The organism is Micromonospora sp. RL09-050-HVF-A (assembly GCF_019374995.1).
GTDB classification, from domain to species: Bacteria; Actinomycetota; Actinomycetes; order Mycobacteriales; family Micromonosporaceae; genus Micromonospora; species Micromonospora antibiotica.
In genome coordinates this window covers 6,090,165-6,117,133 of sequence record NZ_JAGKQP010000002.1, presented here as the reverse complement: position 1 = coordinate 6,117,133, position 26,969 = coordinate 6,090,165, and the positions used below count along the sequence as shown (strand labels likewise).

Sequence of the window (26,969 nt, the reverse complement as noted above, 5' to 3'; positions counted from 1 at the left end):
CCCCTTACCGGAAGTGCTCCCAGCCGGCCGGTCCGTCGTACGCGTCACCGTCGACGGTCACCCCGACGCCCTCGACCACCTGGCCCACCGTCCGCCACGACGACGGCAGGGTCACCGCCGGGGGGAAGGTGGCGACCAGGGCGTGATCGTCGCCACCGGCCAGGATCCAGGTGTACGGGTCGACGCCGAGCGCCTGGGCGGCGTCACGCATCTGCGGGGGCACCTCGAAGGCGTCCCGGCGCAGGTCGACCCCGACGCCGCTGGCCTTCGCCAGGTGACCCAGATCGGCCAGCAACCCGTCCGACACGTCGATCATGGCGGTGGCGCCGAGCCGGGCGGCCTCCGGTCCGGCCGGGTACGGCACCTCCGGCCGCCGGTACGCCTCGACCAGCAGGCGCGGGGTCCGGAACCCCCGGGAGAGCACGGTCAGCCCGGCGGCGGCCCACCCGGTCCGGCCGGCCAGCGCCACCACGTCACCCGGCCGGGCACCGGAGCGGACCACCGGTGCCCGGCCGGCCAGGTCGCCGAGGGCGGTCACCGCGATGGTCAGGGTGGGGCTGGCGGACATGTCGCCGCCGACCACGCCCGCGCCGACCAGCGCAGCCTCGGCGGCCAGCCCGTCGGCCAGCTCCTCCGCCCAGGCGGTGTCCAGGTCGGCGGGGATGCACAGGGCCACCAGCAGGGCGGTGGGGGTCGCGCCCATCGCGGCGACGTCGGCGAGGTTGGCCGCCGCCGCCCGGTGCCCGACGTCGCGGGCGCTCGACCAGTCCCGCCGGAAGTGCCGCCCCTCGACCAGCACGTCGGTGGAGGCGACCACCCGCCGGTCGGGGGCGGCCACCACGGCGGCGTCGTCACCCGGCCCGAGCAGGCATGACGCTCCGTACGTCAGCCGGGCGGTCACCCGGTCGATGAGACCGAACTCGCCCACGTCCGCGACACCCATGTCTTCCTTCCGACACGCTCGCTAGCTGCTTGACCTCGACCACCGATAGGGATCGCGCCTGCTCCGTAGGGTATTTTCACCCTTCGGGCCGCCCCTGGGCGGCGACGGACGGAGGTCGAGTCGTGGTACAGGCGTACATCCTCATCCAGACCGAGGTGGGCCGGGCGCGGGACGTGGCCGGTCTGATCGCGGACCTTGCCGGCGTGGTACGCGTCGACGCCGTCACCGGGCCGTACGACGTGGTGGTCCTCACCGAGGCGAACACCGTCGACGAGCTCGGCAAACTGATCGTCAGCAACGTGCAGATGGTGCCCGGCATCACCCGCACCCTCACGTGTTCGGTGGTGCGCCTGTAAGTGGACGAGAAGACTCCCTCCCCCGAGATCCCGACCGACGCCGCGCCCGGCACCGACCGGCCCGCCACCGGCGCACCCACCACCGACCGGCCCAGCACCGACCAGGGCAGCACCGGCCGGCCCAGCACCGACCAGGGCAGCACCGGCCGGCCCAGCACCGGCCAACCCACCAGCGACCGGGACAGCACCGACCGGCCCGCTGCGGACCGGTCGACCCGGCGGGCCGCGTTGTGGGCCACCCTGGTCGCCGTGCCGGTGACGGTGGCCGTGGCGGGGTTCACCTTCGCCAAGCTGTCCCCGGACCCGCCGGTCGCCGCGCCGAGCGCTTCGCCGACCACCCTGCGCCCCCAGTCCAGCGCCCCGGTCGAGATGGCCGCCCCGGCGTTGGCCGAGCGCCCGGGGGTGGTGTGCCGGGCGCTGGTGTCGCAGCTGCCGGCCACCGTCCGGGAACTCGCCCAGCGCCCGGTGACCGCCGGTGCCGAGCAGAACGCCGCCTACGGTGACCCGGCGTTGACCGTCGCCTGCGGTGGCCCCGAGCCGACCGTGGACGCCACCGCCGACGTGTGGACCGTCAACGGGGTCTGCTGGTATGCCGACGAACGGTCGGATGCCACGGTGCTCACCACGCTCGACCGGGAGACGGCGGTCACGGTGACGGTGCCCCGGGCGTACGAGGGGCCGTTGCAGTGGCTCACCCCGGTCTCCGACGCGGTGGTCGCCTCCGTGCCGTCCGGCGGCGACGGCCCGTCCGGGTGCCGACGCTGAGGTCCGGTCCCGGCCTGCGTGCCCGCCCGACCGGTACGTGTCCTTGCCCGCACCGGGCCGTGTGCCCGTGCCCGCATCGGTCGACCGGACCGGGGTGAGGGCGACGCGACGGTCCGGAAAATCGTTTGACGGCACCGATAATCTGATCCTCCGTACCTGCGGCTGACCGTGGGTGGCGAGGGGGCCCTGCCCCCTCACCGCCCAGGAGCCGCCATGCGTCGGACGCCCGCCCTCTCCTTCCTGCTCGTCACCGTCTTCCTGGACATGCTCGGGCTCGGCCTGATCGTGCCGACGGTGCCGGCCCTGTTGACCGCCGTCACCGCCGACGCCGCCGCCGCGGTCCGCTGGTCCGGCCTGCTCGGCTCGCTCTACGGCCTGTTGCAGTTCGTCGTCTCGCCGCTGCTCGGCCAACTCTCCGACCGGTACGGCCGGCGGCCGGTCCTGCTCGTCTCGCTGGGTTGCCTCGGCGTCGACTGGCTGGCCCACGCCAGCTCCCCCGGCCCGTGGACGCTGCTGGTGTTCCACAGCCTCGCCGGCGCCTGCGCGGGCACCTACACCGTGGTCAACGCATACCTGGCGGACGTCACGGCGCCCGAGGACCGGGCCGGTGCGTTCGGGGCGGTGGGTGCCGCGTTCGGGCTGGGTTTCGTGGCCGGGCCGGTCGTCGGCGGCCTGCTCGGCACCGTCGACGTACGCCTGCCGTTCCTCGCCGCCGCCGCGCTGTCCTTCGCCAACGTCGGGTACGGCTGGCTCGTGCTGCCCGAGTCGCGGCCCGGCGACCGCAGCACCCCGTTGACCCTGCGGACGGCGAACCCGGTCAGCGCCATCGTCGTCGTGCTGCGTCGACCGGTGCTCGGGCGGCTCGCGTACGCCCGGTTCTGCGCCGACGTCGCCCGGATGACCCACCAGTCGACCTGGACGTTCTTCCTCACCCACCAGTTCGCCTGGGGCACCGCGCGGGTCGGCGTGGTGCTGGCGGCGGGGGCCCTGGCCGGCGCGCTCTTCCAGGCCAGGGCCGTCGGGCCGATCGTGCGCCGGCTCGGGGACAAGCGGGCCGCGGTGTTCGGCGGCGTGCTCGGCGTCGCCACCCTGGCGGGTACGGCGTTCGTCTCGACGCCCTGGCTGCTCCACGTGCTCCAGGCGGTGGGTGTGCTCGCCACGGTCGGCGGCGTCGCCGCGCAGGCGTGGCTCTCCCGGATCGTGCGGGCCGACGAGCAGGGCACCGTGCAGGGGGCGTTGACCGGGATCGGGGCCGCCGCCGAGTCGGTGGTGCCGGTCCTGGCCGGCGCGGTCTTCGCCTGGTCGCTGTCCCACGCGTCGCCGGGCCTGGTCCTCGCCGGGGCGGCCGGCTGGGCGGCCGGCTCGACGCTCCTGCTGGCCACGACACCCGACCTGCACCGGCCCTGACCTGTCGACGCCGGTGTCACCCACAGGCGTCGGGCCGTCCGGAGCTGCCGGTCGGCCCACGTCGGCGGTGGCACCGGCGGGCAGCCGGGCGGCCGGGCCCGGGAGAAACTGCGCGGCCGATGGTGTCGGGCCCTGTCCACCGAGTCGCCGAGTGGGACCGCGCCGGGGATGCGCCGATCCGGCGTCTGCCGTTTCGTCCCGGCATCACCTTCGGCTCAGGACGCGCACATCTACTCCTGCATTTGCGTCCCGTGGAAGTTCCACGAAACCGATCGGATAGTAAAACGATTTGGCCCGGACGGTGCTGATAGGGGAGACAGTGGACGACTTCCAAAGGATGGGAATGGGCAACTCCTGACGCTGGGAACCGCTTCTGCCGAAACTGGCTGATTCGGCGGTCAGCGCCGTGGTATTCGCCATTTCCGGTCGAGTTCACACACCCGCAGGGTCGAGGAAACTCAACATTCTCCACTATGTGCCGCCGATCAAGCGATTGCCCGACAAAAGGCACGCCCGACCCCACCCGCACCACCGAAACAGGGATTTGAGCTGGGAAAACGTCGATCACTCCAGGTCCCGGCCCGCCGCGTACCGGCCGCACGGTGCACCGTCAACCGAAGGGATGGTCGGGTAATCGGCTGATCGGCGGGCCAGCATGGACTGATCGGCCATTCTTGCCGCACCTCAATTGCCGCAACCCGAGCGAATGGCTGAGGTAAGCCCGGTTCCACGCCCGACCACGGCCCACATTCTGGCCACCGCCGGCTACAGCGGTGTGAAGTGAACGTGAATGAGGTGTTTCGGCTCCTCTGGAAAAGAGCACGTCAGCATGGCTGGCACCGACCGGCAACACCGTCAAGATCAGCAAAAAACGCGTTACCGGAAGTCACGCCCGGGTGCCCGGCACTAACACCCGACCCCGCTTGCGTCAATGGTCCACATGCGACAGGATCATGCACGGAATCCGCACCAACAATTGCTAGCCTTCGATGGCAACCCCGTCATCCATACAGGATCGGCGGCATTGTTCACATCTCCTCATCGGAGGTCACCACATGGTCCACACCGGACCTACCCGTCGTCGCGCGAACCGATTCGCCCTCGCCGGGCTGACCGCACTCACGGTCCTGCTCGGCACCCAGACCCCGGGCCTCGCCCAGCCGCCGACCGCGCCGCGCACGCTGGCCCAGCCGCCGAGCGCACCCGGCCTCGGCCAGGTCGCGAGCAAGAAGGAGTCCCGCCCCGGCCCGCTGCCCACCCGGGCCGGCACCGTCAAGGTCGCCCCGTCGTCGTCGGGTGCCCGCAGCGGCGGCGTCGGCACCCAGGCGATCAACGACAAGGTCGCGCTCCGGACGCTGATCCTGGCCACCGACCCGGCGGACTTCGGCGTGGCCACGCTCACCACCACCCTCAACCGCGTCGGCGCGAGCTACGACATCCTCTACACGACCACCCAGACGCTCTCGGCGAGCACGCTCGTCGACGGCAACGGGGTGGGCAAGTACAACGCGGTCATCCTCACCAACAGCATGCAGCTCTACGAGTCGGGCGGTAACTACCTCAGCGGCCTGACCAGCACGGAGTGGAACACCCTCTGGTCCTACGAGCGCAACTTCGAGGTGCGGCAGGTCGCCCTCTACACCAGCTACGGCACCTGGCCGGAGGACTACTGCCTCAACTCCGTCAGTGAGGGCGCGGTCGGCGAGACCCCGCTGCCCGTCTCGCTGACCAGCAGCGGCGCGGCGGTCTTCGACTACCTCAAGAGCACCGCCCAGATCCCGATCACCCAGTCGTACGTCTACCGCACCTCGATCCGGGCCGGCTGCAACGCCGAGGCCCTGATGACCAACGGCTCCGACGTGCTGGCCGTGCGCACCACCTCGACCGACGGCCGGGAGCGGATCGCGCTGACCTTCACCGCCAACCAGTACCTGTTCCACGCGGACCTGCTGGTCTACGGCCTGTTCCGGTGGGCGACCAAGGGCCTGTTCCTCGGTGAGCAGAAGCACCACCTCAACGTCGACATCGACGACTGGTTCGCCGCCTCGGCCCACTACATGGACGACGGCACCGTCGACTACGGCCCCGCGATCCGGGTCACCGGGCACGACGCGGTCAACCTCGACGCGAAGCAGACCGCGCTGCGCACCGCGCACCCGCTGGCCTCGGGCTTCACCTTCAACATCCCCTACAACGGCGCGCAGATCGACCCGTTCGCCGGCAACACGTGCAGCCCCAACGGGGATGCCAACACCCTCACCGCCACCACGAAGTGCCTGAAGAACAACTTCCGGTGGATCAACCACACGTTGAGCCACCCGGCGCTGAACACCACGGACTACGCCACCAACCACGAAGAGATCAGCGAGAACCAGACCGCGGGCACCGCCATCGGGCTGAACCCCCCGGCCACCGTGCTCAAGACCCCCGAGTACTCCGGTCTCGGGGTCTACAACAACTCCAGCGGCGTGCTCACCGACCACGGCCTCACCGCGTCCAACCCGGACCTGATCGAGGCGGCGGCGGATCTCGGCGTCACCACGGTGGCCGGCAACATGTCGTTCGCCAGCCACGTGCCGGCGAACTTCAACGGCTCCACCGCGCACCCGCTGGACCCGAGCATCGTGGTGGTGCCGTGCTGGCCGACGAACATCGCCTACCACACCACCAACCAGGCGGAGGAGGCGCACTTCTACAACTCCTTCTACGGCCCGACCGGCGTCTTCCCGTACTGGCCCACCGACCGCACCTACGCCCAGGTCCTGGACTACGAGTCCACGGTGGGCCTGCAGCACGTGTCGTCCGGCTCGATCTACTCGCACACGTTCCACATCGCCAACGTGCGTGACTACGGCTCGGGCAACACGCTGCTCACCGACTGGGTCGGCGCCGTGCTGACCAAGTACGACTCGTTCTACTCGGTGCCGCTGCTCAACTCGGCGTGGACCGACATCGCCGCCTACACCAGGACCCGGACGGCCCACTTCGCGGCGCTGAGCGCCGGGGCGTCCGCGATCTACGACCGGACCACCGGGGAGATCACGGTGACCTCGCCGGCCGCCGGCTCGCTGCAACTCGGTGGCGTGACCGCGGCCACCGCCGGTGCCGGCTCGTACGGCACCGACGTCACCGTCCCGGTGACGCTGGCGGCCAACACCGCCGTGACGTTCAACGCCGCTCCCCGCGCGTAGCGCGGGACGGCTCAGCCAAGCACAGAGAAACGGGGGGAACCGGTGCGGATCGCGCTGGTCTCGGAGGGCACCTACCCGTACGCGATGGGTGGGGTGAGCATCTGGTGCGAACAGCTCATCCGAGGAATGCCGGACTACCGGTGGGAGGTCGTGGCGCTCACCGTGGACGGCACCGAGGAGCCGGTGTTCGACCGGCCGGCGAACCTCGACCGCGTGCACTCGATCCCGTTGTGGGGCGGCCGGCCGACAGGCCGCCGCCCCCGGCGGGGGTGCTGGTCCCCTCCGGGCGGCCCGGCGCGGAGTTCATCGAGTCCTACGAGGTGTTCCTGCGGGCGCTGGTCACCCCCCTGGAGTCGACCCGCTCCCAGGCCGGCGCGGTCAACCGCAGCACCTTCCTGCTCGCCCTGCGCGGCATGTTCGAGTACGCCTCCGGTGGCGGCGACCTGGGCGCGGCCCTGCTGTCCAACGAGGCGCTGCGGATGATGCTGGAGGCCTGGCACACCCTGCGGGTCGAGGAGACCGGGCCCGCGCCCACCGTCGCCGACGCGCTGGAGGCGGCCTGGCTCATCTCGCACATGCTGCGGCCGTTGAGCGCGCCACCGGTACGCGCCGACATCGTGCACTCGTCGATGAACGGTCTCGCCACGCTCGTCGGCATGGCGGCCACCTGGACGTACGGCACCCCGCTGGTGCTCTCGGAGCACGGCATCTACCTGCGCGAGCGCTACATCTCCTACCTGCACGACGACGCACCGCACCCGGTCCGGGTGCTGGTGCTGAGCTTCTTCCGCTCGCTGGCCGGCGCGGCCTACCTGATCACCGGCGCGCTCGCACCGCACTCGCAGTACAACCGGCGGTGGCAGCTACACAACGGCGCCGACCCCGAGCGGATGTGGACGATGTACAACGGCGTCGACCCGGACGAGTTCCCACCCGCGGCCGGCGAGCCGGACGTGCCGACCATCTCGTTCATGGGCCGGATCGACCCGCTCAAGGACCTGCACACCCTGATCCGGGCGTTCGCGCTGGTACGGGCCGAGATCCCCGAGGCCCGGCTGCGCATCTTCGGCGGGACGCCGGCCGCCAACAAGGTCTACCACGAGAGCTGCGAGGCGCTGATCGACGAACTCGGGCTCACCGGGCACGCGGTCCTGGAGGGCCGGGTCGGCAGCGCCGTCGAGGCGTACCACGCCGGCAGCCTGGTGGCGTTGACCAGCATCTCCGAGGGTTTTCCCTACACGGTGGTGGAGGCGATGGCGTGCGGCCGGCCGACGGTGTGCACCAACGTCGGCGGGGTCGCCGAGGCGGTCGGTGACACCGGGTTCGTCGTCGCGCCGCGTGACGTTCCCGCGATCGCCGCCGCCTGCGTCACGATGCTCAACGACCGGGAGCTGCGGCTGCGCCTCGGGGTGGCCGCCCGGGGCCGGGTGCTGGAGCGGTTCACCCTGCAACGCTCGTTGCAGGCGTACCGCGACATCTACGAGGGACTCGCCGCGCCCCGGACCACCTCCCCCGCGCCGAAGCGGCTGCGCGGTCAGGCCCAGGGCTGGGTACGCGTCCCGAACCGGCCGACCCGCCCCGGGGTGGCGTCCGTCACCGCCCGCCCCGCCGCCGGGTTCGCCGCCCCACCCGAGGTGGCCCCCGTCGCCCGGCCCGAGCCGACGCCCGTCGCCGCCCGGCCCGAGCCGACCCCGGTCACCGTCCGGCCCGAGATGTCTCCCGTGGCCGGGCGGGTGCCCCGCCAGCGTGGACCCGAGCAGTACTCGTCGGCCGCATACCGGACCCACCACGACCCGAACTCGTCCGGGCCGGAGCTGCCGCAACCGACCACGCCGGGCCCGGACGACGAGCAGACGATCGCCATCCTGCGCGGTGGCCGCTGATGACCGGAGCCAACGACCCGGACGTCACCGACCCGTTGTTCCGCCCCGCCGCCACGATGACCACCGAGCCGGGGCCGTCCGACGGGCGGGCGGACAACCCCGAGCGCACGATCCTGCTGCCCCGGATCTCCACCGACCCGGTCGACGACCTGGTCGAGCGGGTCCGGCCCCAGCTGACCCGGGCGGTGGACGCGCTCCAGGTCGCCGCCGCCCTGGAGGCCGACGGGCACACCGACCGGGCCGCCCAGGTCGAGTACGGCTACCGGGACGTCTTCGTCCTGGCCCTGGAGGTGTTCCGGCGGCTGGGGCCGACCCCGGAGATGGTGGACGGGCCGCGCACCACGTCGGCGACCGACCGCGACCGGTGGGCCGACCTGCGGACGATCTCGCACGGCCTGCTGTACGTGCTGCCGAGCGCCGCGTTCCCCGCCGTGTTGTCGGTCGTGGGACGACCGGGCCTGGTGGTCGGCCTGATCCTCGCCGGGACGGTCGGCTGGATCTGGTCGGGGATGGTCGCCTACGCGGCGTTCCGCCTGCTCGGCCTCGGTCGGGCCCGCTCGGCCAGCCGGGTGCTGCGGATCGCCGCGTTGACCGCTCCCCTGCTCGGCCTGACCGCCGGTGCGGTGATGCTGCCCTACGGTGGCCTGCCGCTCGCCGCGATGATGCTCTGTCAACTGACGTACCAGCTGGCCAGCACGTTGCTGATCTTCTACCGGCGGGAGGGCTGGCTGGCCGGGGCGATGGTCCCGGCCGTGCTGGGCAGCGCGGTCTTCCTGAGCACCGGCGGTGCGACCGAGCGGCGCTGGGCGGTGGGCGCGGCGGCCCTCGGCGTGCTGGTCGCCTTCGCCGCCGGGCTCTGGGCCACCCGCTCCGCCGCCCGGTCGACGGAGCCGGCGCCCCGGGACCCGCTCTGGCCACCGGTGTCCACCCTGCTCGGCGTCGCCGGTTACGGGTTCTGCTCGGCGGCGTTGCTCTTCCACGCGCAGGCGCCGTACCTGCTGGGGCAGTGGGACGTCGCGGCGTCGGCGGTGCCGCTGATCCTGTCGATGGGGTTCGTCGAGTGGCGGACCAGCCGGTTCTGGGCGGCCGGGGTGGCGTTGTCCCGGCGGGCCCGGCTCCCGCGCAGCTTCGTCGTGGGGATCTGGCGGGCGATCGGCCGGGAGGTCGCGGCGTGCCTCGCGGTGCCGGCGGCACTGGGGGTGCTGCTGCTCGCCGGGCTGACCCAGCTGGGCGTGCTCTCCACCGCCGGGGTGGTGATGACGGCCGCGCACGTCGCCCTCGCCGGGGCGTACTACCTGGCCTTCCTGCTGGCCGGGCAGGGCCGGTACGGCTGGTTGTGCCTGTCCATGACGGTCGTGGTCGCGCTGCACGTCGGCCTCGGCGCGCTGCTCGGCGTCGCCCCGCTGCTCGGGCAGGGCGGCAGCCCGGTCACCGACACCTCGCTGTACCTGGGCAGCGTGCTGCTGCTCCAGGCACTGTTCGCGCTCGGTCTGATTCCGGTGATCGGGCAGGTTCGGCACTACCGATAGTCCACTCGAGACCTATGGGGAGGTCCGGTTGCACGCGGTGATCCTTGCCGGCGGCAAAGGGGTGCGGCTGAAGCCGTACACCACGACGCTGCCGAAACCCCTGATGCCCATCGGGGACAGCCACTCGATCCTGCAGATCGTGCTCGACCAGCTCGCCTCGCGCGGGTTCACCTCGGTGACCCTGGCGATCAACCATCTCGGCCCGCTGATCCGGGCCTTCGTGGGTGACGGCAACCGGTGGGGCCTGACCATCGACTACATCGAGGAGGACAAGCCGCTGTCCACGGTGGGCCCGCTGTTCGGCCTGAAGGACCGGTTGCCCGACGACTTCCTGGTGATGAACGGTGACGTCCTCACCGATCTGGACTACGGCGACCTGCTGCGCAGCCACCAGCTCTCCGGCGCCGGCCTGACCCTGGCGACCTCCGAGCGGGTGCACCGGATCGACTTCGGCGTGCTCGACGTGGACGCCGGCCGGGTGGTCGGGTTCCGGGAGAAGCCGGCGCTGCGCTACCCGGTCAGCATGGGCGTCTACGGAATGTCGCTGCGGACCCTGGAGCCCTATCAGGCCGGGCTGGCCCTCGGCTTCGACCAACTGGTGCTGGACCTGCTCGCGGGCGGTGACCCGCCGATGACGTACCCGTTCGACGGGTTCTGGCTCGACATCGGCCGGCCGGAGGACTACGACGAGGCGAACCGTTCGTTCCCCCAGCTCAAGCCGATCCTGCTACCCAGCCGGTCGGGGCCGGTCGAGGTCGCCATCGGCGAGGGGACGACACCGCTGGCCGTTGCCGAGGGGACCGAGCCGCTGGCCGTCGGCGACCTGTCGGGCGTCGCGGACCTGCCGGGCGTCGTGCGGGCCGGGGAGCTGACGTGACCCGGGTGCTGCTGTTCGGGGCGTCCGGCTTCATCGGCGGGCACGCCCGCGACGCGTTGGCCGCGGACCACCGGGTGACCGAGGTGATCTGCCCGGGGCGGGCCGCCCACGACCTGCTCGACGGCACGCCGGCCGCGCTCACCGGATTGCTGCGCGAGGTCGCCCCGGACGCGGTGGTCAACTGCGTGGGCGCCCTCACCGGCACCGCCGCCCAACTGGTCACGGCGAACACGCTGGTCGCGGCGAAGCTGCTGGCGGCGACCGCCGACGCGGTGCCGCAGGCCCGGCTGGTCCGGCTCGGCTCGGCCGGGGAGTACGGGCCGGTGCCGCAGCGGCTCCCGGTCACCGAGGACGCCCCGGCCCGGCCGGTCAGCGCGTACGGCGTCAGTCACCTGGCCGGAACCCGGTTGTTCCAGCTCGCCGGGGAGGCCGGCGAGGTCGACGCGGTCTCGTTGCGGGTGTTCAACCCGATCGGCCCCGGCATGTCGCAGGAGAACCTGCTCGGTCGGGCGGCGGACCGGTTGCGGGCCGCCCTGGCCGACGGGGCCACCGAGATCACCCTGGGGCCGCTGTCGGCGTACCGGGACTTCGTCGACGTGCGGGACCTCGCCGCGCTGATCGTCGCGGCGACGCTCGCACCCGAACTGCCGCACCGGGTGGTCAACGCCGGCAGCGGCCGGGCGGTCACCGCCCGGGAGGCGGTCGGGTTGCTGGCCGGCGCGGCGGGCTACGACGGCCGGATCCGCGAGGTGGGCGTCGGACCGCAGCGCTCGCAGGCGGTCGACTGGATCCAGGCCGGCATCGGCCGGGCCGGCGAGCTGGGCTGGTCGCCGGTACGCGACCTGGAGACATCGATCAAGGACATCTGGGCCGCGGGCGCGGCGCGGTGAGCCGCGCCGACCGCTCCCCCGTCACGACACACCCGCACAACTGAGAGGACACGCATGAGCATGAAGATCGGGGTCGTGGGCCTGGGCTACGTGGGGCTCACCCTCACCGCCGCCCTCGCCGACAAGGGCTTCACGGTGTACGGCGCGGACGTCTCACCGGCGGTGCTGGACGCGCTCTCGCACGGTCGGCCACACATCTTCGAACCCGGCATCGACGACGTCTTCGCCGCCCACCTGGGCAAGAACATCCACGTCGCCGCCGACCTGCCGAAGGACACCGTCGACGTGGCGGTGATCAGCGTGTCGACGCCGGTGGACAACATGACCCACCGGCCCAACCTGGCGAACCTCGCCGCCGCCGCCCGGGTGGTGGCCGGCAGTTGCCGCCCGGACACCCTGGTGGTGGTGCGCAGCACCGTGCCGGTCGGCACCAGCCGCCGGGTGGTGCTGCCCGAGTTGCAGGCCGCCTGGGGTGAGCGGGTGAAGCTGGTGATGGCCCCGGAGCGCACCATCCAGGGGCAGGCGCTGCGGGAACTCGTCGAGCTGCCGCAGGTCGTCGGTGGCCTGGACGAGGAGAGCCTCGCCGCCGGGATCGCGTTCTTCAACGGGCTGGCGCGCACCGTCGTCCCGGTGTCCGGGTTGGAGACCGCCGAGCTGGTGAAGCTGTCCAACAACTGCCACACCGACCTGATCTACGCGTTCGGCAACGAGATCGCGCTGATCGCCGAGCGGCACGGCCTCGACCCGCTGGAGGTGATCCGGGCGACGAACGTCGACTACCCGCGCCCGGATCTCGCCAAGCCCGGGTACGTGGGCGGTGGCTGCCTCTCCAAGGACCCGTACATCATGATCGACAGTGCGGGTGACCGCCGGCCGTTCCTCGTCGGCAAGGCCCGCCAGCTCAACGAGTACCTGCCGATCCACGTCGGCGAGACCGTGGTCCGGATGCTGGTCGAGGCGCGGGGGCGCAGTCTCGGCGCCCGGCTGGCGGTGCTGGGGTGGGCCTACAAGGGCTGGCCGGCCACCGATGACATGCGCGGCACCCCGATCGAGCCGATGATGCGGGTCTTCTCCGCCGCCGGGGTCACCGTCCTGGGGCACGACCCGATGGTCACCGACGACGTGATCAGGCAGTACGGCGGCGAGCCGGTCAGCCTGGATAAGGCGTTCACCGAGGCGGACGCCGTGCTGATCATCAACGACCACCCCGACTACCGGGCGCTGCGGGTGCCGGAGGTGCTCGGGGCGACGCCGCCGGCCTTCGTCTACGACTCGTGGCGGGTACTCGACGGCGAAGCGGTCAGGGCTGCCGGGGTCCGCTACGCCGGACTCGGCTACCTGCCTCCCGCGCCGACCGGTCCGGGCGACGGCGGTGCGGCCGGCACTGCCGCCGGTGCGGGCACGTCGGCCGCCGGGGCGGTGTCGGCATGAGGGCCCTGCTGCTCGGCGGCGCCGGCTTCATCGGCCTGCACCTCGCCCGCCGGCTCGTCGCCGACGGTCACCAGGTCACCATCGTGGACGACTTCTCCCGGGGCCGCGACGACGCCGACCTCGACCGGTTGCGCGCCGATCCGGCCGTCCAGGTGATCTCCGGCGATCTGACCAGCCCGGACACCTGGGCCGCCCTGCCCACCGGATGGGACCAGATCTACCTGCTCGCCGCCGTGGTCGGGGTGCGCAACGTGGAGCAGGACCCGGCCCGGGTGATCCGGGTCAACACCCTGTCGGCGCTGCACCTGCTCGACTGGGTGACCCCGGGTGAGCGGGTCTTCTTCGCCTCCACCAGCGAGGTCTACGCCGGGGGCGTGACGGCCGGGGTGGTGCCGGTGCCGACGGCCGAGACGGTGCCGGCGATGATCTCCGACGTCGCGGCCCCCCGCTTCGCGTACGCGGCCAGCAAGCTGCTCGGTGAGGCCGCGTTCCTGCACACGGCCCGCGCCAAGGGCTTCGAGACGGTGGTGGGCCGGTTCCACAACGTGTACGGCCCCCGGATGGGCGCGGACCACGTCATCCCGGAGATGTCCCTGCGCGCCCTGCGGGGGGCCGACCCGTTCCCGGTCCCCGGCGCCGACCAGTACCGCGCGTTCTGCCACGTCGACGACGCGGTCGAGGCGATGCTGCGGCTGATGGGGGCACCGGCCGCCGCCGGTCAGATCGTGCACATCGGCAACGACCGGGAGGAGACCAACATCGGCGACCTGGCCAAGCTGGTCCTGCGGGTGGCCGGGGTGAGCCCCGCCATCGCACCCGAGAGCGCGCCGCCGGGATCGGTCGCCCGCCGCTGCCCGGACCTGTCCCGGCTGCGGGAGCTGACCGGTTACGAGCCGGGTGTCAGCCTGGAGGAGGGCGTCCGCAGCACGTTCGCCTGGTACCGGGAGCACGGGTGGGCGTGATGAGCCGACGTCCCATCTGCTTCTACTACGGCGACGGCCGACTGCCCGAGCTGTCCCGGTACGTGCGGGTGGTCCTGCAACCGGACTTCTACCGGCCGGCCGAACTGCGCTACCTCGCGGCGCAGGACGTGCAGACCCTCGGCTACCTGTCGTTGTCGGAGGACCAGGGGCCACCCGCGCCCTGGCAGCGGCGGGAACGCAACCCGGACTGGGGTGGCGCGTTCGTCCACGTCGACCACCCGCTCTGGGTGGCGCACGTGATCGGGCAGGCGAAGCAGGCGATCGCGCAGGGATTCGCGGGGCTCTTCCTGGACACGCTCAACGTCGAGCTGACCTTCCCGGAGGACGTGCCGCACCTGCTCACCCTGGTCGCCGCCATCCGGGAGGAGGCCCGACCGGCGTACCTGCTGGCGAACCGGGGCTTCGGGATGCTGCCCCGGCTGGCCGAGATCGTCGACGGGATCGTCTTCGAGTCGTTCTCGGCCCGGTGGACCGACCAGGGTTACGCGCCGTGGCCGCCCGACGTGCTGGAGTTCCACGCCCAGATCGCCGAGCAGCTGCTCCAGTTGGAGCTGGACCTCTACAGCCTCGACTACGCCGACAGCCAGGGGCTGACCGATTTCGCGGAGCGCCGGGCCCGCCAGTTCGGGCTCCAGTCCTCGGTCAGCGACCGCGCCCTGTCCCGTACCTGATCATCCGGCGGGGGCGTCTGCCCCGCCGGTCCGGGGCCGGTCCGGTCCCACCTCGAACACCCGCCCCCGTCGGGCCGGGACCGGGTCGCGCGTCGGCACCACGCGCGACCCGCTCCGCCCGGCGGGGGCGGGCTCGCGGGACGGCAGCCCGCCCACCGCCACGGCACGGCGGATGTGGCGGTCCGCCCCCGGCGACGGCACGGCGGATGTGGCGGTCCGCCCCCGGCGACGGCACGGCAGGTGGCTGCCAGCCACCGCCGAGGGCACAGCGGGCGGCGGCCCGGCGGGGCGCGACGTCGCGGCAGGTCAGGGCGTCGCGGGTGGTCAGGGCGTCGCGGCGTCGAGGGCGGGGGCGAGCGGCGCCAGGGCGGCCCGGACGAGGTCCGGCAGCGGCCGGGACGGGACCACGAAACCGACCATCGCCGGCACCTCGTTCGTGCCGTGCAGCCACTGCCGGAGCGCCACTCTGACCGCCGCGCCGACGGCGGCGGCGAGCACCTGGGCGGTCAGCCGGTCGAGGCCAGGGCAGCGGGCGGTCAGCGCCTCGGCGAGCGGCTCCTCGATCGTGGTGACGGCGTCGACGTAGCAGGCTCGCAGCGCGGGGCTCGCGGCGATCATCAGCAGCGCGGCTGGCGGGTGGTCGCCGGGGTCGGTGTAGAGACCCACGACGGCGTCGACGACCGTGTCGCCGAGGCTGACCCCGGTGGGCCGGGCGAGCACGGCGGCCGTGACCGCGACCGCGCGGTCCGCGGCGACCCCGGCGACGATCGCCTGCTCCCGGCTGGCGAAGTAGTTGTTGTAGGTCCGGGGCGACACGCCTGCGGCCTGGGCGATCTCCTCGACGCGGACGTTGTCCGGTCCGCGTTCCAGGGCGAGGCGCAGCGCCGCCGACTGGAGCGCCTCCCGGGTGGCCCGTTTCTTCCGTTCCCGCAACGTCGGTGGACCGGTCACGGTGCCACTGTCGCACACACGGTTCGTGCACGCAAAATTGCGCGCACGCAAAATTATGCTACGGTCCCCCCGAACCTCCGCAGCACCACGACGGAAAGGGACCGACATGCGTGCCAGAGGCATGGCCTACGACACCGGCTTCGTCACCGACGGCGTCAGCTCGGTGCCACACTGGGACCCCGAGGTGGTCCGGCGGGAGCTGACGATCATCCGGGACGACCTGCACTGCACCGCCGTCCACCTGGTCGGCGGGGATCCCGGGCGGCTGGAGTCCGCTGGCCGTACCGCCGCCGCGCTCGGCCTGGAGGTCTGGTTCTCGCCGTACCCGCTGGAGCTGGAACCCGACCTGATCCGCGCCCTGTTCCTCGACTGCGCCGAGCGGGCCGAACGGCTCCGCGCGGCCGGGGCGGAGGTCGTCTTCGTCACCGGCGCCGAGCTGAGCCTCATGAACCGTGGATTCGTCGACGGGGACCGCCTCGCCGACCGCCTCGACCACCTGTTCGCCGACCCGGACGGCCGGGCCGAGCGCATCGCCGAGGCAGGCGTCCGCCTCGACCGGTTCCTACGCGCCACCGTGGCGGCGGTCCGCGAACGCTTCCACGGGCGGGTCACCTACGCCGCGATCCCGTTCGAGGGCGTCGACTGGGACCTGTTCGACGTGGTGACCCTCGAACTCATCCGCTCCGCCGAGGTCGCCGACCAGTTCCGCGCCGGCGTACGCCGGCTGGTCGACCAGGACAAGCCGGTCGCCGTCACCGGCTTCGGCACCGCGACCTGGCGCGGCGCGGGGGACGTCGCGCCGCGCAGCATGGAGATCATCGAGTACGACGCCAGCGGCGCCCCCCACCGGCTGAACGGCAGGTACGAGCGCGACGAGGAGGGGCAGGCCGCCTACCTGCGCGAACTGCTCGACATCTTTGACAGCGAGGGGGTCGACAGCGCTTTCGTCCACCTCTTCGCGCTGCCCAGCCTGCCGCACCGGCCCGACGGCGATCCCCGGTACGACCTCGACCTCGCCAGCCCCGGGATCGTCAAGGTGCTCGACGGCCGCACCGGCGAGACCTACCCCGGGCTGCCCTGGGAGCCGAAGGCCGCGTTCGCCGCCGTCGCCGAGCACTACGCGCGCCGGCCCACCGCCGCCGAGCACCATGCGCGCCGGCCCACCGCCGAGCGGCACGGCTGAGCGGACGCGGTCGCCCGAGGGGTGGCGCGTGCCACCCCTCACCGCAGGCGCAGCCCCGCGACGAGGAGCCCGACCATGCGGCGGGCGTCGTAGTAGGGGGCACGGCCGGCGCAGAGGTTGCCGACGGCGAACAACAACTCCCGGGCGTCGACGCCGGGACGGATCTCGTCGGCCGCGACGGCGGCGTCGAGCAGGCGGGTGCACGCGGGCACCAGGTGGTCGAGGAAGTAGCCGTGCAGCGTGTCGAAGGCGGCGGTGTCGGAGTTCAACGCTCCGGCCAGGCCGTGCTTGGTGACCAGGAAGTCGACGAAGAGGTCGATCCAGGCGGTCAGGGCGGCGTGCGGGGTGCCGCTGGTGGCGAGCAGGGCCGGCGCGGCCGCGGCGCACGCCTGCACCTGGTGCCGGTAGACGGCGACGATCAGGTCCGCCCGGGTCGGGAAGTGGCGGTAGATGGTGCCGACGCCGACGCCGGCCCGGGCGGCGATGTCGCGTACCGGCACGTCGACACCGGCGGCGAGGAAGGCCGCGGCGGCGGCCTCCAGCAGGGTCGCCTCGTTGCGCCGGGCGTCGGCCCGTTTCCGGGGTGCGCCGGTGCGCCCGGGTGGGGTGGGCGGCCCCGGTTCACCGTCGACCATCGCGCCATCACCTCCGGGCACCCTTGGCAAACGGAACAGCGTTCCGTATAGTTCAGAGCGGAACACCGTTCCGCTTGCCCCATGATGCCAGAGCCGGACGGCCGGCCACCAGCCCCGTCCCTCGCCACCAGCCCACGGCGCGTCCGCACGCGCCGTGGTTCCCGGCGGCACCGGCCCACCCGACCGGCCGCCACCCCGTCACCCCGTGGAGGAAACCATCATGCAGTACCGCACCCTCGGCCGCACCGGCGTCCAGGTCAGCACCCTCGCGCTCGGCGCGATGAACTTCGGCGCCATCGGCCGCACCGGCCAGGCCGAGGCCACCGCGATCATCGACGCCGCCCTGGAGGGCGGGATCAACCTGATCGACACCGCCGACCGGTACAGCCAGGGCGAGTCGGAGGAAATGGTCGGCCTGGCCATCGCCGGCCGCCGCGACGACATCGTGCTGGCCACCAAGGCGACCATGCCGATGGGCGACGAGCGCAACCACCAGGGCAGCTCCCGACGCTGGCTGGTCACCGCGCTCGACGACAGCCTGCGTCGGCTCGGCGTCGACCACATCGACCTCTACCAGATCCACAGGTGGGACCCGACGACCAGCGACGAGGAGACGCTGTCCGCGCTCACCGACCTCCAGCGGGCCGGCAAGATCCGCTACTTCGGCTGCTCGACGTTCCCCGCGTACCGGCTCGTGCAGGCCGAGTGGGCCGCCCGGGAACACCACCTGGGTCGGTACGTCACCGAACAGCCCAGCTATTCGATCCTGCAACGCGGCATCGAGGCCCACGTCCTGCCCGTCACCGCGCAGTACGGCATGGGCGTGCTCGCCTGGAGCCCACTGGCCTCCGGGTGGCTGTCGGGCGCGGTCCGGGCGGGTCGGGAGATCACCACCCACCGCGCCGACGTCCTGCCCGAGCGCTTCGATCTCACCATCGCCGGCAACCGGGCCCGGCTCGACGCCGTCGAGCAGCTGACCAAGGTCGCCGAGGAGGCCGGGCTCACCCTGATCCAGCTCGCGCTCGGCTTCGTCACCGCACACCCCGCCGTGACCAGCGCGATCATCGGCCCCCGTACGCCGGAGCACCTGCACAGCCAACTCGCCGCCGCCGACACCGTGCTCACCGCCGACGTGCTCGACGCCATCGACGCGATCGTCGCCCCCGGCGTCGACCTCGCCCCCGGCGAGAAGCACGACACCCCGCCGGCCCTGCTCGACCCGGCGCTACGCCGCCGCTGAGCGTCGGCGCGCGCACCGGTCGACCGGCCCGGGGTCAGCTCACGCAGAACACGTTGCCCTCCGGGTCGTGCATAGTGACGTAGTAGTAGAGGTCCGCCGGGTCGTCGCCCCGGGTCCGGCGCTGCACGGTCGCGCCCAGGGCGACCAGTTCGGCCACCTTCGCCTCGACGATCTCGATCCGCCGCGCCTGGGGCAGGGCATCGTCCCGACCGGTGGGGTAGAGGTCCAGGTGGAGCCGGTTCTTCCCGGCATGCTCCTGCGGCACCCGCTGGAACCACAGCGGCGGACGCAGCCCGGCCGGGTCGAACAGCCGGTCCTCGAACGCCGCCGCCCCACCCAACCGGCCACGGAAGTGCGCGTTCCAGGTGGTCGACGGCTCGGCCGGCGGCGTCGGCTGGTAACCCAACGCCCGGGCCCAGAACCGGGCCAGCCGGGCCGGGTCGTTCGCGTCGACAGTCAGTTGCCAGAACACCATGGCCCCACCCTAACCACGCGCCGCGCGGTCACCGGGTCGACGCCACCGCTCCCGACCGGCCGGCCCGCCCGGAACGCTTGACCAGCACCGCACCCCCGACGACGAGGACGACACCGAGGACGATCCCGACGACGTTGCCCTGGGTCAGCGAGGCAAGCACCCCCAGCACACCCACCACGACCAGCAGCACACCGAGAACCCGCAGCAGACCACCGACGTTCTTCACCTGTCCGTTCGCCATACCGGCCCTGTTCCCCGGTCGGACCGTCCACAAACGACGAGAGGACTCATCCCCCCGTCGAGGTGGTCGGAGCGCAACCTCAGGGACGAGATCCGGGTTCCTCCGCATATGACTCGGGTCGGCCGGGGGGCCAGGGTGGACGGATAGCCACAGCCCGGGAGGTCCGCCGTGTTCCGTCGTACCGTGACCGTCGTCGTCGCCGTACTCACCGTCCTCGCCGCTCTCCCGGCGGTGGCCCAGGCGCGTCCCGGGCCACCGCCGGGCCTCACCTGGGGTGAGTGTCCCGACGATCTGCCCGACGTCCCACCCGACCCGCGCGTGCGGTGCGCCCCGCTGCGCCTGCCGGTGGACTGGGCCAGGCCGGACGGGCGCACGTTCACGCTCGTCGTGGCCCGCCGGGCCGCCCGGGTGGCGCAGCAGCGGGTGGGCACGCTGGTGTTCGGACCGGGCGGCCCCGGGGACTCGGGGGTGGAACGCATCCGCCGGGGGGACCGGTTCAGCGACGAACTGCTGGACCGGTTCGACCTGGTCAGCTTCGATCCACGTACGGTGGCCCGCAGCGCCGCCCCGGTCTGCACCCCCGACCCGGAGCTGCGCAGGCCGCCCGTCGTGCTGACCGGCCAGGCCGATTTCGACGCAGCGGTGGCCTACAACCGGGCGCTGTGGAACCGGTGTCGCCCGACCAGCCCGGTGTTCGCGTACGCCGACACGCTCAGCACCGTGCACGACCTGGAGGCGCTGCGGCGTGCGCTGGGTGAGCGGCGGCTGACCTTCCACGGCAGCTCGTACGGCACGCTGCTGGGTCAGCAGTACGCCGAGCGGTATCCCGACCGGGTACGGGCCGTGGTGCTGGAGGGCGTGTTCGACCACAGCCTGGACGTGCGGTCCTTCGTCCGTACCCAGGCGGCGGCGCTCCAGGACGCCTTCGACGAATTCGTGGCCTGGTGCGACAGTTCGCCCGGGTGCGTGCTGCACGGCCGGGACGTCCGGGCGGTGTGGGCTGCGGTGCTGGCCCGCGCCGACAACGACGGGTACGCCCCGCGCACCGCCTTCGACGTCACCGCCGTGGCCCTCGGGATGCTCGCCGGCCCCCGCTTCCCGCAGCTGGCCGAGGCCGTCCGGGACATGGCCGCCGGCATGCCGCCGCCCGAGGTGAAGCTCCCGGTGGCCGTGGCGGTCTTCTGCGCGGACTGGCCGGCCACCGTCCGCGACCACCGCGAGTACGCGGCCCTGGTCCGGGCTGCCGGGGCCGTCGCACCGGACGTCCGTTACGGTGCCGGCCTGCTGGCCGTGCACACCTGTCTGGGCTGGCAGTCCCCGGTCCGGAATCCACCGCACGAGCCACGGGTGCAGACCCGCACGCCGTTGCTGCTGCTCAATGCCCGGCACGATCCCCGCACCGGCTACGCCTGGGCCACCCACGTCGCGCGGCAACTGGGCCGGCACGGACGCCTGGTCACCTACGAGGGCTCGGGCCACGGGACCTACCTGCGCAACGCGTGCACCGTCGCCGTGGTCGACAGGTACCTCGTCGACCTGACCCTGCCCGGTGTCGACGCCCGCTGCCCCGCAGGGTGAACCGCCCCGTCGGCGACCAGCGGGTCCGGCCCGTGCCGCCGACGGTCACCTACCGGGTGGGCTGGGCGGCGAGCGGGAAGCTGACGCCGGTCAGTTCCTCGGAGACCGTCCACAGCCGACGGGCGACGGCCGCGTCCCGGGCGGCCTTCGACCGGCCGACGAGCTTGGGCGCACCACGCCCCTCGAAGAGGCCGTCCGGCCCGGCGTAGCTGCCGCCCGGCACGTCGGCCACCGCCGCGTAGAGGGTGGGCAGCGCGCCGTCGTCGCCGCTCTGCGCGAAGCGGTGGACCAGGGTCGTCTGGAGCCGGTTCCACAGGGAGCGATCCTCGTCGAGGTGCCCGAGCAGGTTGGTGGCGGCCAGACCGGGGTGGGCGGCGGTCGCCAGCACCGGCGAGCCGACCTCGGTGAGGCGGCGGTGCAGTTCGGCGGTGAACAGCAGGTTCGCCAGCTTCGACTGGGCGTACGCGGGGAACGCCCGGTAGGGCCGGCGCTCCCAGTTCAGGTCGGCGAAGTCGATCTTTCCGCCCCGGTGCGCGGAGGAGGCGACGGTGACCACCCGGCCCCGGATCTGCGGCAGCAGCAGGTTGGTGAGCGCGAAGTGCCCGAGGTGGTTGGTGCCGAACTGGAGCTCGAACCCGTCGGCGGTACGGCCGAGCGGCGGGATCATCAGCCCGGCATTGTTGATCAGCAGGTCGATCGGCCCGGTGTGACCCTCGGCGAACTCCCGCACCGAGGCTAGGTCGGCCAGGTCGAGCCGCCGCACCTCGACGTCGCCGGTCATGCCGGCGGCGGCGGACTGCCCCTTGGCCAGGTCGCGGACGGCGAGGACGACGCGGGCACCCCGGGCGGCGAGCACCCCGGCGGCGACCCGGCCGATGCCGCTGTTCGCGCCGGTGACGATGACGGTACGGCCGGTCATGGTGGGAACCTGGGCACTCCTGAATGTTGTCATGGCCAACAATGTATACGGCGACAACAATGTCGGCAACGACGACATTTTTTCGACTACCATGACCGTCGTGCCCGCGTACCACCATGGAAACCTGCGCTCGACGCTGCTCGCCGCAGCCGAGCGCAGCCTGCGCCAGCACGGCGCCGGCCAGCTCTCGCTGCGCGAACTGGCCCGGGAGGTCGGCGTCAGTCATGCCGCGCCGCGCCGGCACTTCGCCGACCGGCAGGCGCTGCTGGACGCCCTCGCCGAGGCCGGATTCGCCCGGCTGCACGCCGAACTGCACGCGGCGCTCGTCGCCGCCGGGGACGACTTCGCGCCGCGCCTGCACGCCATGGCCGCCGCCTACCTGCGGTTCGCCACCGAGGACGCCGCCCTGCTGGAGCTGATGTTCGCCGCCAAGCACCGCGAGGGGGCCGGCCATCTCGTCGTCGCCGCCGCCGGCCCGTTCGGTCTGATGCACGATCTGATCAGCCAGGGGCAGGCCCAGGGCGTGTTGGCGCCCGGCCCGCCGGAACTCGCCGGCATCGTGCTGTTCGCCACGTTGCAGGGCATCGCCACGCTGGTCAACGGCAACATGGTCGCACCGCAACTGCTCGACGGGATCACCCGGACCGCCGTCGACCAGTTCCTCCGGGGTTCCCGCCCCCGTTAGCGGGCAACGTCAGCCGCCGAGCGGCGAGACGCGGGTCACGTTCAGCTGTGTCACGGGGAGGCGGGCCACCCCGTCCGAGGAGGTGCAGCCACGAACGACCGCAGAGGAGCACACCATGGACGCCCGACTGAACTTCCTCGCCGACCCGACCGCCGGCAAGGCCTTCAAGCACCTGATGTCGGCAGGCAGGGCGCTGAAGGAGTCAGCGCTGCCGGCCCCCACCCAGGAACTGGTGGCGCTGCGCGTGAGCCAGATCAACGGCTGTGCCTTCTGCGTCGACATGCACACCAAGGACGCCGCTGCGGCGGGTGAGACGTCGGTGCGGCTGAACCTGGTCGCGGCATGGCGGGAGGCCACGGTGTTCACCGAGGCCGAACGGGCCGCGTTGGCACTGGCCGAGGAGGGGACCCGGGTGGCGGACGCGGCCGGCGGGGTCAGCGACGAGGTGTGGGCGCACGCCGCGAAGCACTACGACGACGAGCAACTGGTCGCGCTGGTGCTCCTGGTCTCGTTCATGAACCTGGCGAACCGGATGAACATCATCACCCGGCAGCCGGCCGGCACCTACCAGCCCGGACAGTTCCACTGAACGCACCACGCCCACCGGCCCGGGGACCCTCTGGCGGGCCCCGGGCCACCGGGCCGGAGGCCCGGTCCGGCGCGGACGGGTGAGCCGGGTGGGTCGGTCAGTGGTGGCGGTCGATGGTGGCGAGGAAGCTCCGCCACGCCTGAGGGGAGAACACCAGCACCGGGCCGGCGACGTCCTTGCTGTCCCGCACTCCCACGGCAGCGGACAGGTTGTCGGCGACCTCCACGCAGTTGCCCTGGTCACTACTGCGGCTACTCTTACGCCAGGTCGGCCCGCTGATTTCAGTCACCGAACTCCTCCTTGATCTCCTGCATCAGCTTGCCTGACTCCTCCGCGCCCAGCGCCTGGACATCGAGCGTGTTCCACACATGGGCGTAAGCCTTGACCTCTTCGATGCGATCAAGGTAAAGCGCCCCGGACAGCCCTTCGCTGTAGACCGTCGTCGGTTCGGCGGACCGGGCTCCCCTGGTGGGAAAATCCAGGATGACAAAGCTCCCTGCGATCGCTGCCCGACTCAGCCCCGAGGCGAGCGGAACGATCCTGACCGTGATGTTCTGGGCCTGATTAGCTTCGATCAGCCTGTCCAACTGCCCAGCCATGCAGGGCACCCGCTTGCGCAATACCGCTTCCTCGATGATCGCCTCGAACTCGGGAGCCGCCGGCCGCTTCCTGGTGAGCAGGCGTTGACGTTCCTGTCGAAGTTCGACGAGCTTCACCACGTCCTCATCCGCGATACCGGGTCTGGTGCGTGCCACCTCGGCGACGTACTCCGAGGTCTGGAGCAGGCCCGGCACCAGCGCGTGTTCGTAGGTGCGGAGGCGGCTGGCCGCCACCTCCAAGCCGACGTACAACTGGAACCAGCGTGGGATGACCTCGCCATAGGCGTGGTACCAGCCCTTACTCTTCGACTCTTTGGCCAGGCTCACGAGGACTTCGGTCAGCTCGGACGGGGTGCCGTAGAGGCGGCACATCTGGTCGACGTCGAGTGCGCGCAGCGGCGTCTGCCCCGCCTCTATTCGGTACATCTTGGCGCGTGACCACTCCAGGTCGGACGCGGCAGCCTCCAGGCCGAAGCCGGCCACTTCCCGGGCCTGTCGTAACAGTCGGCCGAGTTCCCTTCTCGGCACGGTCGAGCCGATCTCCGTCACGGACACCATCCTTCCCGTCTCACCACGACACGTCATCAGGCACGCCGTGCGACGCCCTTCGCTTCGTCACCCGCAAGGTGTGCCTCACAGGTGAATGTCTCACCAGGAGCATTGCACGGGTCGCCGCTGTTCTCGGATCGTGGCTGATAGAGCGCCTGTCGACGAGCAGTGGAGGTGGCGCGTGGCCCGATGGAAGTGGTTTCAGCGAAAAGATCATCCGATTGATGGCGTGGGCCGTCCGCCCCTTGCCCGACGAACAGACCCGCCTGATCCACCGACCGGAGTGGACGCCTCGGCCGGAGCCGGCCGACCGCGATCTACGCTGCTGCGAAACAGCGGTATCGCCGCGCCAGGAAACCGCAATATCGCCTCACGTGAGTCGATCACGCCGGACGGCCTGCCCGGCACACGGTGCGGGGAGCCCAGGAAAGGCGGGACGGGACGGCCGGCGCGGAACAGCCCGACGGTGATCTTCGCGCGGGACCGACCACTGATGACCCTGGCCGCGCGGTGGCGGGCCCGGCACGCGGTCGAGGAGCACCGCCGATGAGGCCGTCGCCCCGGCGCACATGGTCGAGCGGGGACGAGGGACGACACGTCCAGCGGGGCACCCGCCATGCTTGAGGGGCGACCCGAACCACCGTTCCGCGTCCTGATGGCCGGCTACGTGGTCGACTTCCACCACCGCAACGCCTGCCCCCGCTGCCAGCCCGACGGCTCCTGCCGCCGCCTCACCGCAGCCGCCGAGACCCTCCGCGCCTGGCGCGACCGGCCCGACCACCCACCTCGCCACCACACCGCCCCCGATGCCGGCCCCGATGCCGGTGAGCAGCAGCGGCCGGCCGCGCCGTGAAGCCCGGTGACCTGCTGCTGATCACCCGGGCGGCCAGCGTGCAGTTCATCCGCCCGATCAGGTGCCGGCTGATCCGTATCGACGACCGGCCGACGTACGACGGGTGGGTCTGGCTGGACGTCTACCAGCTCGACGCCCGGGACCGGGCGGTGGCCCGGCGGAGCATCTTCGTGCAGCGCGCCGGGGTGCGGCCGGCGGACCAGGGGCGGCAACCGCCGCAGCGCGCCACCCCGCGTCAGCCCACCCGCACGACGGCCCGCACCCGGATTACGCCGAGGCCCTGACAATTCGTATTCCGGGGGCCGCACGGCACGACAGCGCCCCGGCCGGTGGCCGGGGCGCTGTCCGGGGAGGGAATTACGCGGGAGAGCCGGCTTCTGCGTAGTCGTAGAGGCTCTTGATGTCGTCGTCGTAGTACGGGCCGTCGAATTGCCCGTTGCCGGGATTGTCGCCGTGGCTGACGGTGCTGTTGATGTAGCCGGCACCGATCGAGTCGTTGTATTCCTGCAACCACGGCCCGCCACTGGAACCGTAGGTCATGTTGCAGTACATCCGGATCTGCTGGCCGCCCGCGTCCCAGGTGGTGCTCTGGCAGTATTGCTGGCTCTCACCGCCGCCGAGGTTGGACGGATAGCCGAGGGCGGTGACCGAGACGCTGTAGCCCCAGTTCCACCGGAGCCCGTTGCCGCCGACGGTGTCGACGACCTTCGCGTTGTAGATGCCGCCGTTGGACATCACCGCGATGCCCATGTCCTCGGCATAGCTCGACGAGCTGGCCCAGGCGCCACGGGTGGAGAGGCTGTAGGCCACGAAGGTGCCGAACGGCCGCACCCCGTTGCGGTACCGGGGGACGAACTGCCAGTTGGTGTACCACTGACCACCGCCGCCCTGGTGCACGCAGTGGCCGGCGGTCACCACGAGCCGCCGCTTGGCGCTGGCGACGGTGCTGGCCGAGCAGGAGGCGGTGCCGCCGCCGGGGACCGTGAAGTAGACCTTGCCGACGGTCACCGCCTCGTTCAGCATCGTCCTGGGGCCACTGGCGACGCTCGGTGCCACCGGCGCGACCGTACCGGCCGGTCCGGTGGGCTTCGGCGCGTGGCTCGACGACGCGGCGGCCCTGCCCGACTTCGGGAAGTCCAGGTCGACGGCGGACGCCATGCGCTGCGGGGTCCAGAAGTCGGCGACCTCCTGCGCGATCTTCTCATTGGTGATCGCCCGGCCGTCCAGGGTACGGGCAATTGCCGTGATGTTTCCCTTCTGGTCGACCGTGGTCGAATTCGCCTCGGCTGCCGGCGCACCGGTCAGGATCAGGGTGAATGCCGCACCGGCACTCACGGACCAACGCAGAGCGGATTTCAAGAGGACCTCCAATTTGCCCCTTGCAGGTATCCGAACTCCGGCAGCATATTGAGTTTTCACTATTGATCACAACGCCGAACAATGGTTGTCAGGAATCCGTGCCACCCCACCAAAATTGCCATAACCACCATCGGATTTATTGCCCGTGGGATATGCCGGTGGATTACTCTCGCCCATTGACAGAATG

At 72.0% G+C, this 26,969-nt stretch carries 27 protein-coding genes and 1 pseudogene; 19 read left to right on the top strand and 9 right to left on the bottom strand.

The window, feature by feature from the left end:
• Positions 1-4: 4 nt before the first annotated feature.
• Positions 5-943, bottom strand: coding sequence for a thiamine-phosphate kinase (locus J7462_RS27130; RefSeq protein ID WP_219468234.1), 939 nt, complete (start codon positions 941-943; stop codon positions 5-7).
• A gap of 122 nt (positions 944-1,065) precedes the next feature.
• On the opposite strand from J7462_RS27130, the gene J7462_RS27125 reads away from it, so the two are divergent.
• The 12 genes and pseudogenes from J7462_RS27125 to J7462_RS27075 all read left to right on the top strand — a co-directional run bounded on the left by J7462_RS27125 (position 1,066) and on the right by J7462_RS27075 (position 14,926).
• Positions 1,066-1,299, top strand: coding sequence for an Lrp/AsnC ligand binding domain-containing protein (locus tag J7462_RS27125; protein WP_088646044.1), 234 nt, complete (start codon positions 1,066-1,068; stop codon positions 1,297-1,299).
• Positions 1,300-1,326: 27 nt separating this feature from the next.
• Complete coding sequence (locus J7462_RS27120; RefSeq protein WP_219470752.1) at positions 1,327-2,064, top strand: DUF3515 family protein; 738 nt, start codon at positions 1,327-1,329, stop codon at positions 2,062-2,064.
• A 213-nt stretch (positions 2,065-2,277) separates the two neighbouring features.
• Positions 2,278-3,471 carry an MFS transporter gene (locus J7462_RS27115; protein ID WP_219468231.1) on the top strand — a complete coding sequence of 398 codons (1,194 nt, stop codon included), beginning with the start codon at positions 2,278-2,280 and terminating at the stop codon, positions 3,469-3,471.
• A gap of 1,055 nt (positions 3,472-4,526) precedes the next feature.
• Entirely contained in the window at positions 4,527-6,662 is a 2,136-nt protein-coding gene (locus J7462_RS27110) for a hypothetical protein (protein WP_219468228.1), read from the top strand.
• Between the two features lie 84 nt (positions 6,663-6,746).
• A pseudogene (locus J7462_RS33045) lies at positions 6,747-6,863 on the top strand (DUF3492 domain-containing protein); the annotation flags it as partial.
• Between the two features lie 68 nt (positions 6,864-6,931).
• Positions 6,932-8,545, top strand: a complete 1,614-nt coding sequence (gene pelF / locus J7462_RS33040; protein ID WP_308291048.1) for a GT4 family glycosyltransferase PelF — start codon at positions 6,932-6,934, stop codon at positions 8,543-8,545.
• Positions 8,545-10,074, top strand: coding sequence for a hypothetical protein (locus tag J7462_RS27100; RefSeq protein ID WP_219468223.1), 1,530 nt, complete (start codon positions 8,545-8,547; stop codon positions 10,072-10,074). Before pelF ends, J7462_RS27100 begins: the two co-directional genes overlap by 1 nt.
• 37 nt (positions 10,075-10,111) lie before the next feature.
• Positions 10,112-10,951 (top strand): sugar phosphate nucleotidyltransferase, encoded by an 840-nt coding sequence (locus tag J7462_RS27095; protein WP_308291132.1) that lies wholly within the window; start codon positions 10,112-10,114, stop codon positions 10,949-10,951.
• Positions 10,948-11,841 (top strand): NAD(P)-dependent oxidoreductase, encoded by an 894-nt coding sequence (locus J7462_RS27090; protein ID WP_219468218.1) that lies wholly within the window; start codon positions 10,948-10,950, stop codon positions 11,839-11,841. Before J7462_RS27095 ends, J7462_RS27090 begins: the two co-directional genes overlap by 4 nt.
• A 54-nt stretch (positions 11,842-11,895) precedes the next feature.
• Positions 11,896-13,272: a nucleotide sugar dehydrogenase gene (locus tag J7462_RS27085; protein WP_255597918.1), complete on the top strand. Its 1,377-nt coding sequence runs from the start codon at positions 11,896-11,898 to the stop codon at positions 13,270-13,272.
• Positions 13,269-14,234 carry an NAD(P)-dependent oxidoreductase gene (locus J7462_RS27080; RefSeq protein WP_219468215.1) on the top strand — a complete coding sequence of 322 codons (966 nt, stop codon included), beginning with the start codon at positions 13,269-13,271 and terminating at the stop codon, positions 14,232-14,234. Before J7462_RS27085 ends, J7462_RS27080 begins: the two co-directional genes overlap by 4 nt.
• Positions 14,234-14,926 carry a hypothetical protein gene (locus J7462_RS27075; protein WP_244252298.1) on the top strand — a complete coding sequence of 231 codons (693 nt, stop codon included), beginning with the start codon at positions 14,234-14,236 and terminating at the stop codon, positions 14,924-14,926. Before J7462_RS27080 ends, J7462_RS27075 begins: the two co-directional genes overlap by 1 nt.
• A gap of 324 nt (positions 14,927-15,250) precedes the next feature.
• Here the strand turns inward: J7462_RS27075 and J7462_RS27070 are convergent, their stop codons facing one another.
• Positions 15,251-15,877, bottom strand: a complete 627-nt coding sequence (locus J7462_RS27070; RefSeq protein WP_308291047.1) for a TetR/AcrR family transcriptional regulator — start codon at positions 15,875-15,877, stop codon at positions 15,251-15,253.
• A gap of 106 nt (positions 15,878-15,983) precedes the next feature.
• On the opposite strand from J7462_RS27070, the gene J7462_RS27065 reads away from it, so the two are divergent.
• Positions 15,984-17,060 carry a hypothetical protein gene (locus J7462_RS27065; protein ID WP_219468211.1) on the top strand — a complete coding sequence of 359 codons (1,077 nt, stop codon included), beginning with the start codon at positions 15,984-15,986 and terminating at the stop codon, positions 17,058-17,060.
• A 38-nt stretch (positions 17,061-17,098) separates the two neighbouring features.
• Here the strand turns inward: J7462_RS27065 and J7462_RS27060 are convergent, their stop codons facing one another.
• A complete protein-coding gene (locus J7462_RS27060) occupies positions 17,099-17,695 on the bottom strand; it encodes a TetR/AcrR family transcriptional regulator (RefSeq protein WP_219468208.1) in 597 nt (198 codons plus the stop codon).
• 220 nt (positions 17,696-17,915) lie between these two features.
• Here J7462_RS27060 and J7462_RS27055 point away from each other — a divergent pair, with 220 nt between their 5' ends.
• Complete coding sequence (locus J7462_RS27055) at positions 17,916-18,935, top strand: aldo/keto reductase (protein WP_219468204.1); 1,020 nt, start codon at positions 17,916-17,918, stop codon at positions 18,933-18,935.
• A 34-nt stretch (positions 18,936-18,969) separates the two neighbouring features.
• Here J7462_RS27055 and J7462_RS27050 read toward each other — a convergent pair whose 3' ends face one another.
• Entirely contained in the window at positions 18,970-19,410 is a 441-nt protein-coding gene (locus tag J7462_RS27050; RefSeq protein WP_219468202.1) for a VOC family protein, read from the bottom strand.
• Between the two features lie 28 nt (positions 19,411-19,438).
• A complete protein-coding gene (locus J7462_RS27045; protein ID WP_219468199.1) occupies positions 19,439-19,651 on the bottom strand; it encodes a hypothetical protein in 213 nt (70 codons plus the stop codon).
• A gap of 168 nt (positions 19,652-19,819) precedes the next feature.
• Between J7462_RS27045 and J7462_RS27040 the strand changes: the two genes are divergently transcribed.
• Positions 19,820-21,229: an alpha/beta fold hydrolase gene (locus tag J7462_RS27040; RefSeq protein WP_219468196.1), complete on the top strand. Its 1,410-nt coding sequence runs from the start codon at positions 19,820-19,822 to the stop codon at positions 21,227-21,229.
• A 49-nt stretch (positions 21,230-21,278) separates the two neighbouring features.
• Here the strand turns inward: J7462_RS27040 and J7462_RS27035 are convergent, their stop codons facing one another.
• The gene (locus J7462_RS27035; RefSeq protein ID WP_219468193.1) at positions 21,279-22,181 is read right to left on the bottom strand and encodes an oxidoreductase; all 903 of its coding nucleotides are present in this window, start codon (positions 22,179-22,181) and stop codon (positions 21,279-21,281) included.
• Here J7462_RS27035 and J7462_RS27030 point away from each other — a divergent pair.
• Positions 22,180-22,833: a TetR/AcrR family transcriptional regulator gene (locus J7462_RS27030; RefSeq protein WP_255597917.1), complete on the top strand. Its 654-nt coding sequence runs from the start codon at positions 22,180-22,182 to the stop codon at positions 22,831-22,833. The two genes, J7462_RS27035 and J7462_RS27030, sit on opposite strands and share 2 nt — an antisense overlap.
• Before the next feature lie 115 nt (positions 22,834-22,948).
• A complete protein-coding gene (locus tag J7462_RS27025) occupies positions 22,949-23,422 on the top strand; it encodes a carboxymuconolactone decarboxylase family protein (RefSeq protein ID WP_219468190.1) in 474 nt (157 codons plus the stop codon).
• A gap of 97 nt (positions 23,423-23,519) precedes the next feature.
• On the opposite strand, the gene J7462_RS27020 is transcribed toward J7462_RS27025, so the two are convergent.
• Together J7462_RS27020 and J7462_RS27015 are read right to left on the bottom strand one after the other, a co-directional pair.
• Positions 23,520-23,711, bottom strand: coding sequence for a DUF397 domain-containing protein (locus tag J7462_RS27020; RefSeq protein WP_219468188.1), 192 nt, complete (start codon positions 23,709-23,711; stop codon positions 23,520-23,522).
• A complete protein-coding gene (locus J7462_RS27015; RefSeq protein WP_219468185.1) occupies positions 23,704-24,579 on the bottom strand; it encodes a helix-turn-helix transcriptional regulator in 876 nt (291 codons plus the stop codon). Before J7462_RS27015 ends, J7462_RS27020 begins: the two co-directional genes overlap by 8 nt.
• A gap of 607 nt (positions 24,580-25,186) precedes the next feature.
• Between J7462_RS27015 and J7462_RS27010 the strand changes: the two genes are divergently transcribed.
• Both J7462_RS27010 and J7462_RS27005 read left to right on the top strand, forming a co-directional pair.
• A complete protein-coding gene (locus J7462_RS27010; protein ID WP_219468182.1) occupies positions 25,187-25,423 on the top strand; it encodes a hypothetical protein in 237 nt (78 codons plus the stop codon).
• Complete coding sequence (locus J7462_RS27005; protein WP_219468177.1) at positions 25,420-25,707, top strand: hypothetical protein; 288 nt, start codon at positions 25,420-25,422, stop codon at positions 25,705-25,707. The genes J7462_RS27010 and J7462_RS27005 overlap by 4 nt, the downstream gene beginning before the upstream one ends.
• Before the next feature lie 73 nt (positions 25,708-25,780).
• Here J7462_RS27005 and J7462_RS27000 read toward each other — a convergent pair whose 3' ends face one another.
• Complete coding sequence (locus tag J7462_RS27000; RefSeq protein WP_219468176.1) at positions 25,781-26,782, bottom strand: hypothetical protein; 1,002 nt, start codon at positions 26,780-26,782, stop codon at positions 25,781-25,783.
• Positions 26,783-26,969 lie beyond the last annotated feature (187 nt).

Excerpts from the sequence above, each read along its gene's own strand:
- J7462_RS27130 (WP_219468234.1), bottom strand. The coding sequence starts at position 943 with ATGGGTGTCGCGGACGTGGGCGAGTTCGGTCTCATCGACCGGGTGACC.
- J7462_RS27115 (WP_219468231.1), top strand. The coding sequence starts at position 2,278 with ATGCGTCGGACGCCCGCCCTCTCCTTCCTGCTCGTCACCGTCTTCCTG.
- J7462_RS27110 (WP_219468228.1), top strand. The coding sequence starts at position 4,527 with ATGGTCCACACCGGACCTACCCGTCGTCGCGCGAACCGATTCGCCCTC.
- J7462_RS27100 (WP_219468223.1), top strand. The coding sequence starts at position 8,545 with ATGACCGGAGCCAACGACCCGGACGTCACCGACCCGTTGTTCCGCCCC.
- J7462_RS27085 (WP_255597918.1), top strand. The coding sequence starts at position 11,896 with ATGAGCATGAAGATCGGGGTCGTGGGCCTGGGCTACGTGGGGCTCACC.
- J7462_RS27080 (WP_219468215.1), top strand. The coding sequence starts at position 13,269 with ATGAGGGCCCTGCTGCTCGGCGGCGCCGGCTTCATCGGCCTGCACCTC.
- J7462_RS27075 (WP_244252298.1), top strand. The coding sequence starts at position 14,234 with ATGAGCCGACGTCCCATCTGCTTCTACTACGGCGACGGCCGACTGCCC.
- J7462_RS27065 (WP_219468211.1), top strand. The coding sequence starts at position 15,984 with ATGCGTGCCAGAGGCATGGCCTACGACACCGGCTTCGTCACCGACGGC.
- J7462_RS27060 (WP_219468208.1), bottom strand. The coding sequence starts at position 17,695 with ATGGTCGACGGTGAACCGGGGCCGCCCACCCCACCCGGGCGCACCGGC.
- J7462_RS27055 (WP_219468204.1), top strand. The coding sequence starts at position 17,916 with ATGCAGTACCGCACCCTCGGCCGCACCGGCGTCCAGGTCAGCACCCTC.
- J7462_RS27050 (WP_219468202.1), bottom strand. The coding sequence starts at position 19,410 with ATGGTGTTCTGGCAACTGACTGTCGACGCGAACGACCCGGCCCGGCTG.
- J7462_RS27045 (WP_219468199.1), bottom strand. The coding sequence starts at position 19,651 with ATGGCGAACGGACAGGTGAAGAACGTCGGTGGTCTGCTGCGGGTTCTC.
- J7462_RS27030 (WP_255597917.1), top strand. The coding sequence starts at position 22,180 with ATGGCCAACAATGTATACGGCGACAACAATGTCGGCAACGACGACATT.
- J7462_RS27035 (WP_219468193.1), bottom strand. The coding sequence starts at position 22,181 with ATGACAACATTCAGGAGTGCCCAGGTTCCCACCATGACCGGCCGTACC.
- J7462_RS27025 (WP_219468190.1), top strand. The coding sequence starts at position 22,949 with ATGGACGCCCGACTGAACTTCCTCGCCGACCCGACCGCCGGCAAGGCC.
- J7462_RS27015 (WP_219468185.1), bottom strand. The coding sequence starts at position 24,579 with ATGGTGTCCGTGACGGAGATCGGCTCGACCGTGCCGAGAAGGGAACTC.
- J7462_RS27010 (WP_219468182.1), top strand. The coding sequence starts at position 25,187 with ATGCTTGAGGGGCGACCCGAACCACCGTTCCGCGTCCTGATGGCCGGC.